Below are 10,285 nucleotides of genomic sequence, written 5' to 3'. Positions count from 1 at the left end.
CGCGGCACGGCGGCCGGGCCGCGGTGCGGTGCGCGGGGCGGCCCGGTGACGCGTCGGGCCGCCCGAGGCGTCACAGATACGACCCGTACGAGCTCCCGCTCTCGCCGGTACCGGTCGCGGAGGTGGTGGAGCCCGCGGTCGTCCGGGCGGAGGGCCGCGGTCGGCGGACCTTCGAGGCGCGGGTGTCCTCGCCGAGGGCCAGGCTCAGCGTGTCGGTCAGCTGGACCTGGCCGCGGGCGGGCAGCGGGGTCCGGCCGCCGCCGCGCTTGCGCAGCACCGCTCCGCCCTCGGGGCTGCGCTGGACGGCGTACGGGCCGTGGGCGCGCCGTTCGATGCGCGGGCTGCGGTGGGGTTCGACGACGGCGAACTCGTACCACTGCTTGTGTCCGTGTCCTGCGAGGTGCTCGCCGAGGACGTCGCCCTCCGCGGAGACCAGCCGCAGCACCAGGCCGAACGGGTCCCTGCGGGTGCGTCGTTGGCGCAGCCAGGCGAGGACCGCCACGGTGGCCAGCGCGATCAGTGCGGCGGCGGACACGAACGCCCACCAGTACTTCGCCCAGACGCCCGGTTCGGGTGTCACCCGGACCGAGAGCGGGGTGCGCACCAGGGTCCGGTCGTGGTCGGTGGTGTCCACGACGGTGACCGTGCCGCCGAGTTGCAGTCCGCCGTCGCCGAGGCGGTCGCCGAAGACGTCGCGGGGGGCGACCTCGACCGTGATCTTCCGGGTGCCGGACTCGCCGGGCTTCACCTGGATCTCGGCCGGGGTGAGCGTGAGCAGCCCGGACTTGAGGTCGGCGACGGACAGCCGCAGGGTGTGCGGGGTGTCGCTGGTGTTGTGGACGGCCAGCGTGCCGGTGACCGTGGAGCCGGGGTGGGTGTTCGCGGTGGGCAGTTCGAGCGCGGTGGTGACGGGCAGTGCGCCCGGTGCGATCTGGCCGCCCTCGCTGCGGGTGTCGGCGCTCAGCCCCGAGGCCGTCAGCGTGCCGCTCACCTTCAGTGCCCCGTCGGCGCTCTTGGGGATCTCGACGGAACCGGTGAAGGAGCCGTCGCTCGCCTTGGAGTCGGGCCCCTCGCCGTCGTCGGTGAGGCGCAGCGCCAGCGGGTCGAAGCCGTCGCCGGTCAGTTCACTGCGGACGCGCAGCCCCTCGTAGTCGCGCGCGTCCTTGATCTCGTAGCCCTCGCGGGTCTGCAGGCGCATGGTCACCGTGACCTTTTCGCCGGCCTGCGGGGACGGCGGGTCCATGGTGATGGCGCCGCGCAACTCGCCCTGCCACAGCACGCTGACGGCGACGGGCAGGGAGCGGTGGCCCTCCGGCGCCTCGGCCTTCACGCGCCAGGTGCCCGGCACCGGGTCGACGATCTTCAGTGCCTCGACCGTGCCGCTGCCGCCCGCCAGTTCGAAACCCGACTTGCGGTACGTCCCCGTGGTGGGGACCTGGTGGCCGTTGGGGTCGAGGTAGGTGATCTTCACCTGGGGGTCGCCCTTGTCGACGACGATGCTGCCCACGGTCGCCAGCGGCGAGATGCCGATCTCCAGGGTGGCGGGCGGCCGCTTGCTGGGGCCCTGTTCGTGGCGCAGGCAGTGGGCGGCGGCGAAGATCTTCTCCAGCACGGGGCCGACGTCCTTGGCCCCGGAGACCTTGCCCGCGCTCGGGCGGGCGGAGGGCAGTTCGACGCAGCCCTTCTGGTATCCGCCGGCGGCGATCCGGTCGAGTTGCGCCTTGTCCGGGTCGGGTCCGAAGCCGAGCGGCCAGATCTGTACGTGCTGGGCGGCGGCGTTCTCGAGCTCCTGTGTCAGCTGCTGTTCGCCCTCGTCCTTGCGGTGCGCGGGGTCGCCGTACTTGGGGCTGTCCTGGACGTCCAGCTTTCCGTCGGTGAGCAGGAACAGCACGCGGGGCTGGGAGGGGTCGGTGCCGGTGGTGAGGTCGTGGGCTCCCTGGCGTATCGCGCTCGGGAAGTCGGTGCCGGTGCCCTCGTTCTTCGTGCGGCCGCGCAGCTTGTCGACGCAGGTGCCGACCGTCTCGCGGCCCGCCGCGTCCAGCGTGGTGCGCGGGCAGACCGGGTCCACCGCGCGCTGGGAGTCGGACTCGGCGGCGGCGAAACCGAAGACGGTGGCGTGGGAGGACGAGGAGACGTCGCCGAGCGCGATGCGTGCGGCGGCGGCCTTCTCGGCCTTCATGTCCTCGGGTGCGAGGCTGGCGGACTCGTCCACGGCGATGGAGTAGTTGACCGCCGGGAAGGCGGGTTCGGAATCCGCCGCCGGCACCGGATCATGGCCGGCGGGTGCCAGCAGGGACACGAGCACCGCCATGCCGCCGAGCGCGCCGACCGCTCGGCGGCGCACCCGGCCCCTTCCTGTCTGCCGTCTTCCCGTGATGCTTTCCACGGCCGTCCCCCTGGTTCCTTGGTTCGTCTCTGTGTCGTGTACGTGCTGTGCCGCGTGTCAGCGGGCGGTCAGGCTCCAGGCCAGGGCCAGCGCCGTGGAAGGTGCGAGCGAGCCCACTCCCCAGCGGATGGCCCGGTACTTGGCGGACAGGATCGAGCTGACGTCCACGGCTTGGACGAGCAGCCATCCGGCGGTGTCGCGTCCGGCCTCGGTGACGTCGGCGGACAGCCCCGCGAGGTCGCGGGGGGCCAGCAGGTCGCCGAAGTACGTCACCCCGTCCCGGCCGCGGACCGTGCGGGTGCGCGGCATGAGCGCGCCGACCAGCGCGGTCACCGCGACCACCCAGAGAACGCTCGCGAGGATCAGCGTCACGTCGGCGAGCCCGCGCCAGTCGGGCGGGCCGTGCCGTCCGATCAGGAACGCGGGCAGCGCCAGCGTTCCCGAGAGCAGTACGGCCGCCTTCGCGTCGGCCCGGCCGAGGTCCTCCCTGACCGTGCTCAGCAGCCTTTCGGCGATGCGTTCTCCCCGGTCGGACCCGTGCGGACCCCCGTCCGGCACGGGCCCGACCGGGTCGGGGGAGGTGCGCGCCGGGCCGTCGCCGGTCACCGGTCCTCCTCCGCCCAGGACCATCCGTCGTCCCGGGAGCGTGTGCGGCGGCGCGGCGGTTCGGGTTCGGCGTCCTGGGGGTCGCCCTGGTAGGGCTCTCTCGCGCGTGGTCCCCGGTCCGCCCGGGAGGGCGGTTCGTCCGCCACCCAGTCCGGGGTGAACGGCTCGTCGGCGGCCGGCGCCAGCTGTGGGGTCTCGCGGCGGGCGGGCAGCGAGCCGATGGGTCCCTGGAGGGGGTGGCGGCCCTGGTTGAGGAGGTTGAGGGCCTGTGTCTCCATGTCGTTGGACTGGATCTGGCCGCTGGCGACCATGGCGAAGAGCCGGTCGACCCGTTCCTTCTCGTCCTGCCGGCCCTCCTGGCGGATCTTCTCCAGGAAGTCCTTGGCCGCCTCGGGCTCGGCCGCCAGCATGTAGCTGAGCTGTTCCAGCTCGCCGCCCTGCAGCATCTTGCGGAACGCTGCCTGGTGCACCCGGGTCACCTCGGCCGAGGCGTGCGCGTCCCGGATGCCGTCCATGTGCTCGATGGTCCGGTCGTCCACCCGCAGGCGGACGTACAGCCGTACCCGCATTCCGAGTTCGGTGCCCAGGTCGGCCCAGCGTCCGCCGGCGCACTCCAGGGTGATGGCGCGGTCGGCCTGTTCGGCCTGGGTCACCCGGTAGGCCGAGGACACCTCGCGCAGCCGCTCCAGCACCGGGGCGGTGAGCCGCTGGGCGACGTCGGTGACGACCTCGGTGGCGGTCAGATGGGGATCGGTCACCGTCCAGTGGATGTCCACCTCGGCCTTGAAGAAGGTGGTGCCACCGGCGGCCGGCAACTCCATCTGAAGCGTCGTCACATAGGTGCCGAGCGCGATCTCGCAGACGGTGTACGGACGGGCCAGCGCCCGCTTGTCGACGTGCCGGACACCGGAGACGGTGACCACGCTGTAGCCGCCGTTGCGGTAGAACAGCACCGAGGCCTTCTGGGCGCTCACCTGCGGGGATCCGCCCGTCGGCGCGTACTCCCGCAGGAAGGGGCCCGCGGGTCCCGCGGCCGCCTTCCGCGCCCTCAGCCGCTCCCTCGCCTTCGCCCGCGCGTCCTGGTCCTCAGCCATGACTGTCCTCCTCGCCCGTCCTCTCCTTCGGCGGGACGGCGAGCCACCACAGGGTGCGCGCCTGCGCGTCGGGGAGCGGATCCTCCGGATCGTTCATCATTCGGCGCAGCAGCCAGTCCAGCCGCCGCCGGTCGTTCTCCTCGGTCGCCAGCGCGGGCAGCAGCGCGGCCAGCCCCGGCCGGGTCCCCTCGGTGCCGTCCCCGCGCACCGCCGAACGCAGCAGGGACTCCAGCGCGTCCAGAGCCACGTCCTTCGAGCGCGCCGTGTTCAGCGCGCTCCACATCAAGTCGGCCATGGGGAGCACGAGTTCGGGACGGGAGACGGCGAGGGCGAGCGGCAGTGGCCAGTCGGCGCGGTCGGCCAGCGGGGAGTCGGGCTCGTCGGACAGCACCTCGTCCACCGAGGTCACGGCGAGCCGGACAGTGGTCACCAGACCGAGGTCCTGGTACTCCGCGCGCTTGTGGTGGGTCCAGTCGGCCATCCGCCGCAGCACCTTGGCACCGTCCGGGAGCGCCAGCAGCCGTACGGCGTTGAAGGAGGCGACCGCAAGCTGCTCCCCGTCGTCGCGGACCCCGATCCGGGCCAGGGCGTCCAGGGCGTCCTCCGTCGTGTCCGCCGCGTTCCCGTAACCCAGTGCCATCGCCGCGGTCCAGCGCAGCGCCTTCGTCCCGTACCTGCTCCAGTCGTCGACCAGCTTGCGCACCGCCTTGCGGTGCGAGGCGTGACCGGCCGCCTGGTCGAGGGTGGTGGCCGCGAAGATCCTCCGACGGGGTGTGGCCGCCTCGGCGAGCGGCCGGATCAGCTCCGCGTATCCGTGGTCGAAGTCCCGCGCGCACAGCTCCCCGGCGGCCACCGCGGCGCGCATCCACACCTGGGGGCGTGGATCGTCGGCGAGCAGCCGCAGCCAGCGCACGATCGGTGCCCGGACGGGGAAGTGCCGGTCCCAGATCTCGGTGAGCACCGCGGAGGGCAGGGCGGATCCCCGGTACCAGATCAGCCGGGCCGGAACCTCGGTCCCGGCCACCTCGAGCCGGCCGTCGGTCAGTTCGGCGCGCGAGAGAGCGAGATCGGCTTCCGGGTCGTCGCAGAACAGCGGGCGGGCCGGGGTGTGGTCCGGATCGCACTGTACGGACAGTTCCCAGGTCAGCAGGTGGGCGGCGGCGGCCACGGCGCTGTGCGAGGCGCCGCCCAGTACGGCGAGAGCGATACGGAACGCCACCGGGTGGAACAGGGCCGCCGTACCGGGCCGGCCCGCGCCGCCCTCAGGCTCGGCGGGAGGCGCCGTCAGCGCCCGGTCCACTCCGGCGAACCACTCCTGGGCCTGGTCGGCGGCGAGGCTCCGGCAACCGGCCAGCAGTTCGTCCCGCGGGACCTCCCCCAGTTGGTGTGCGGCCAGCAGCGAGGCGAGCAACTCGGCCTCGGCGGGGCGCAGGTCCTTCAGTCCGACCGCGTCCTTGACGTCCCGGCGGACCGCCAGTTCCTCCGCCCCGGCGAGCAGGTCCTCCAGCCGGACCTCACCGTCCGGGGCGGCGGCGACATGCTCCTCCAGCCGCTCCCGTAACCGGGTGGTGAGCAGTTCCTGGGTGGGTGCGGGAGGGCAGAGTCTGCCGTACCGCCCGGCCAGCAGCGGGTTGGCCGCCGACCCGACCGTGACGACGACCACCGCGTACGACTCGCACCGGGCCAGCGCCGCGGCGAGCCCGTCGAGGTCCATCTCGTCCGGGGGCAGCGCACCGGGCCCGGTGAGGGAGAGCTCCAGCAGGTAACCGGTGCCGCGCCGCGCCTCCTCGCCCTCGACGGCCAGCGAGCCCGCCAACTTCCGCACCCCACCGTCCGGATCGACCCGGCGCACCCGGGATCCGGCCCCGGGCTCCGTGCCCGTGGCGTCCGCCGCGGGGCCGGTGACCTCGTCGAGGAGCGAGAGCGCGGTGCTGGTGCGTCCGGTGCCGGGGGCGGCGCCGAGCACCAGCAGCCGACGGGCGCCGAGGGCGTTGCGCAGCTGTACGTACCCCTGCGGTTCCACATGGACGCGGCGGAGCCTGCGCAGTTCCTCGTCGGGCACGGGTCCGCTGCGCATCCCCGCACCGGAGTGACGGGCGTCCATCCGCAGGTGGATGTCGCCGATGTGCGCGCTCTGGAAGTACGAGCGGTCGAAGCTGTTCAGGTCCCGGCCGGTGTCGAACAGCATCCGGGTGGCGCGGCGGGCCCGCGAGGCGGCGGCGAGGTCGGTGGTCCCGTCCTCGCCCTGCTCCTCGGCGAGCGGGTCGCGGGTGTGTTCCTTGAACCGCCCCGCGGCGCGCTCGCGTTCCTCCTCCTGCTTCTTCCCCTGGTCCTTCTTGACGTCGCCCTCGTCCGGGGCGTCGTTCCCCGCGGCACCCTCGTCGCCTTCGGCCTTGCCCTCGTCGGCACGGGGCGGGTCGTTCCTGGCCTTCCCGTCGGCCTCGGGCGAACGGGCGTCGGCCCCCTTGCGGGGTGCGGGCTCGGCGCCGCCGCCCGCCTGCTGATCGTCGGTCACCGCGATCAGCCCTTCCGTCGGCCGGCGTCGCCGGTGATGCGCCCGATGTGCACGGGCTGCTGGTAGACGTTGTCGCTGTGCTGCGACATGTCGCCGTGGACGGTGTAGTGGGCGCGAGGAGCGTCGGCGCGGTCCTCTCCGTCGACGCGACGGGCGTCATCGACACCACGGGTGTCATCGACACCACTGGCGTCACTGACATCACGGGTGCCACTGACATCACGGGTGCCACTGACATCACGGATATCGCGGGCGTCATCGACGTCATCGGCACGGTCGGCGTCAGGTGCTGCCGGTGCGGCGGTGGGGATCTCGGGAGCGGGCCGGCCGGGAAGGTGGAACCAGGCGGTGACCTCGCCCTCCTTGAGCTCCAGGCGGGCCGAGGAGTAGTGCGCGGGCTCGATGAACTTGCCGCCGCTGCTGACCACGTCCTCGTAGAGCGACTGGGAGGCCACCAGCACGAGGTCGGCCCGCTCGGCGTCCAGCAACCGTCGGGCGAGCGGCGAGTCGGCCAGCCGGCAGGCGAGGTCGACCGCGCGCCCGCTGATGCCCCGGCCGTCGTGCCGGACAGGCCCGACGTGCATGCCCACCCGAAGCCCGAGGGGAACACTCAGGCCGCGGTTCTCGTCCCGCAGATTCTCGTGCACCTCGACCATCCACAGGCCGAGCAGGCGGGTCACCGCGATCCGGCCGGCCACCGACAGCAGCACACCGTCGCCGCGGTCCTCCATGTGTACGGCGTCCCGCGCCACCTTGGCGTGGGTGAAGGCCGCCTCCAGCACCCGGTAGATCCGCTCGCGCATGCGCTGCTTGTCGACGTCGTCGTACTCCCCGGAACGCCGGGCGTCGACGCTGATCACCAACTCGTAGCGTGCTTCGGCGAGATCCATCGCGTCGTGGTCCACCCCGTGCCCCCTTGTTCTCTCCACTTGCCGTCCCCCTCAGCGTCGGGCCCGGGGACGAAGGCCGTCTGTAGCCGTTTACACACGACGAGGCGTGGGTTACGGCAAGGTGTGGGTCTACTCCTGATGACCGTCCGCGAGGAGTGCGAGCAGTTCGGGGTCGAGGATCTCCACCATCCGGTTGCCGGTACGCACGACGTGCTGGGTGCGCAGCAGCTTCAGTGCCTTGGCGACGGCTTCCCGGGTGGCTCCGATGGTGGCGGCCAGTTCGTCCTGGGCCAGTTGGACGACGGTGCCGGTGTGCGTGGCGCCGCCCGGTACGGCCGGGTTGTAGGGGCCGGAGGGCTCGGCTCTCGACAGTTCGGTGAGCCGGCCGGCCAGCCGTTGCAGCACGGTGAGCGAGGCGAGCGCGGACCGCTCCTGGTCGGCGCTGCGCAGCCGGAAGGTGAGCTGGCGTATCACCAGACCGCTGACGCGGGGATGCAGGGCGAGGAACCGGCGGAACGCGTCCCCGGATATGACCTGGGTCTCGGTCGGACCCAGCGCGCGCACGGTGGCGCTGCGGGGATGCGGGTCCAGGGCGGCCATCTCGCCGAGCAGTTCACCGGGACCCCGCAGACCGAGTATCAGCCGTGTGGCACCCCGGTCCGTCGCCACGGAAACGGTCACCCAGCCCCGAATGATGATCAGGACGTGACTGGACCGGTCACCCTCCGTCAGAAGGTGGGCATCGGCCGCGTAATGCTTCCGGCTGCCGAGAGCCATCACGCTCTCGCGCTCCTGAGGGGTCAGAGCGCGCGCGAAAGCCAGCTCATTGCCGAGCAGCCCCATGGCCACGCCCCCCGCCGCAATCATGCCGCCTGACTTTTCAGAGGCGTTGATGGTGGCAGAGCGAAGCATTGAGACGAGTGAATTACGCCAGATCGGCAGTACTGGTCGGTAAGTGGCGAAGTGCCAGGTGGGTCGCCCGGGGAGGGCGTCCCCTCAAGGCCCCCACCACCGGTGACCGCGGCCGGACCGTCCGACTCCGCTCCCGCCCCACCGACGACCTTGAGGTCAGGACCAGCGCCGAACGGCCGGCCCCGTCGACACGGGAAACGGCCAGGGTGGCGGACTTGGCGAAAAATCAGGTTTCCGCCGCCGGAGGGGTGGTGAGGAGGTGGCGACGGGGTGAGGGGACGGTGTCCGGTTCTTCGCGCGTCACACCGGCTCTTCGCGCGTCACCCCGGCCCTTCGCGCGTCACACCGCTCGGCCGGATGCTCAGCCGACGGCCTGGCAACTGGCCTTGTTGAGGGTGAAGTTGCGCGCGGCCGAGTTGGAGCCGGTCCAGGAACCGAGGAAGCCGAAGGTGAACGTGCCGTTCGCGGCGACGGTCTTGTTGTAGTCGGCGGCGGTGGCCGTGACGTGGGAGTCGTCCTGGGTGAAAGTGCCGTCCCACATCTGGCCCACGCGCTGGCCGTCCTTGAAGGTCCAGCCGAGGCTCCAGGTGGCGAGGGCCTTGGTGGAGGTGACGGTGACGGTGGCCTGGAAGCCGTCCGGCCACTCGCTCACGATCTCGTACTTGACCCGGCAGTCCGGCGCGGCGCTCTTCGTGGAACCCTTCGCCCCGCCCTGCTTCCCGGCGGGCGACGAGGACTCGCCCTGGGCCTCCTGATCGGAGTTGCCCGCCGGACGCGAGGTCGAGTCCGCCACCGCGGGCGAGCCCGCCGTCCCCGTCCCCGATCCCGACCCCGACTTCGTCTTCGAGCCCGAGGGGAAGGTGGGGCCCGGGTCCGCCACGGACTGCCCGTCCGTCGACTCGCCCTGCGCGGCGTTCGCGTCGTCGCCCTTCGAGCCGCCGAAGGGCATCAGCGAGACCGTGAGCGCCAGTGCGGACACGAGGACGGCCGTCACCAGGATCCCGGTCCGGCCGATCCGGGGCCGGACCGGCTTGCCCTCGTTCAGCCCCGTGTCCACGGCCGCGTCCGTGCGTCCGCCGATCATGCCGGCCTCGGCGGCCCGGCGCCGCCGTTCGAGATACGCGAGGCCGCCCCAGCCGATCACACCGCTGGAGAGCGCCGCGGGCAGCCCGCCGCCGTGCAGCCGCAGACAGGCGGCGGCCTCCGCGCACTCGACGCAGCGCGCCATGTGCCGGGAGAGGTCCTCGGGCGTCTCGGCGCTGGGTGAGCGGGTGACCGCGTCGAGGAGCCGCGCATAGCTGCGGCAGTGGGCGTCCATCGGCGTGTCGAGGTGGTTGCGGTGGCAGCGGTCCCGGAACAGCGCCCGCACCTGGGCGAGTTCGGAGGACGCGGCCGCCGGATCGAGACCGAGCCGCCGGGCCACCGCGGACATCGGCAGCGACTCGACCTCGGCCAGCCACAGCAGAACGGCGTCCGGCTCCTGCATGTCCCTGAGGCCGCGCAGCGCGAGCGGGCGGTGCAGCGGCGGTCCGACGTAGCGGGCGGCCTTGTCCGAGTGGAGCCACAGGCGCAGGTCGGGGTCGAGCCGATGGCCGAGCCCGCTCGTCTCCCAGGCGGCGGCCACGGTACGGACCGAGGCCAGCAGCAGCGGAATGCGGGGCAGCCTGAGCGCCCGGCGTCCGGTACCGGTACTCTTCGATGCCGCGGTGGCGGCGCGCAGTTCGTCGATGCCGTGCGTAAACGCCTCGGTCGCCAGCTGCGTGGCCGAGGCCGAACCGGACGTGCACAGATCGGCGTACGACAGGACCGCGTCCCAGCACTCCGAGAGCAGCGCGGCCTCGGCGGCGTTCTGGGGGGTCGGCAGGTCGGGCATGGGGGGCTC

General features: G+C 72.7%; 7 protein-coding genes. All 7 read right to left on the bottom strand.

Features of this window, described 5'->3' with window-relative positions:
- Positions 1–70: 70 nt before the first annotated feature.
- Positions 71–2,344: a VWA domain-containing protein gene (locus tag FNV62_RS38700; protein ID WP_225900514.1), complete on the bottom strand. Its 2,274-nt coding sequence runs from the start codon at positions 2,342–2,344 to the stop codon at positions 71–73.
- 99 nt (positions 2,345–2,443) lie between these two features.
- The gene (locus FNV62_RS38695) at positions 2,444–2,992 is read right to left on the bottom strand and encodes a Pycsar system effector family protein (RefSeq protein WP_060898396.1); all 549 of its coding nucleotides are present in this window, start codon (positions 2,990–2,992) and stop codon (positions 2,444–2,446) included.
- Positions 2,989–4,086, bottom strand: coding sequence for a hypothetical protein (locus FNV62_RS38690; protein ID WP_225900513.1), 1,098 nt, complete (start codon positions 4,084–4,086; stop codon positions 2,989–2,991). Before FNV62_RS38690 ends, FNV62_RS38695 begins: the two co-directional genes overlap by 4 nt.
- Entirely contained in the window at positions 4,079–6,601 is a 2,523-nt protein-coding gene (locus FNV62_RS38685) for a hypothetical protein (protein ID WP_143603282.1), read from the bottom strand. Before FNV62_RS38685 ends, FNV62_RS38690 begins: the two co-directional genes overlap by 8 nt.
- Positions 6,602–6,606: 5 nt before the next feature.
- Positions 6,607–7,506 (bottom strand): hypothetical protein, encoded by a 900-nt coding sequence (locus tag FNV62_RS38680; RefSeq protein WP_143628550.1) that lies wholly within the window; start codon positions 7,504–7,506, stop codon positions 6,607–6,609.
- A 114-nt stretch (positions 7,507–7,620) separates the two neighbouring features.
- Complete coding sequence (locus FNV62_RS38675) at positions 7,621–8,334, bottom strand: Crp/Fnr family transcriptional regulator (protein ID WP_054236954.1); 714 nt, start codon at positions 8,332–8,334, stop codon at positions 7,621–7,623.
- Between the two features lie 430 nt (positions 8,335–8,764).
- Complete coding sequence (locus tag FNV62_RS38670; protein WP_097286723.1) at positions 8,765–10,276, bottom strand: cellulose-binding domain-containing protein; 1,512 nt, start codon at positions 10,274–10,276, stop codon at positions 8,765–8,767.
- Positions 10,277–10,285: the final 9 nt, after the last annotated feature.

The organism is Streptomyces sp. RLB3-17 (assembly GCF_007113425.2).
GTDB lineage: Bacteria > Actinomycetota > Actinomycetes > Streptomycetales > Streptomycetaceae > Streptomyces > Streptomyces mirabilis_D.
Note: the sequence above shows the minus strand (reverse complement) of the source record. Positions and strands in the feature narration are given on the sequence as shown.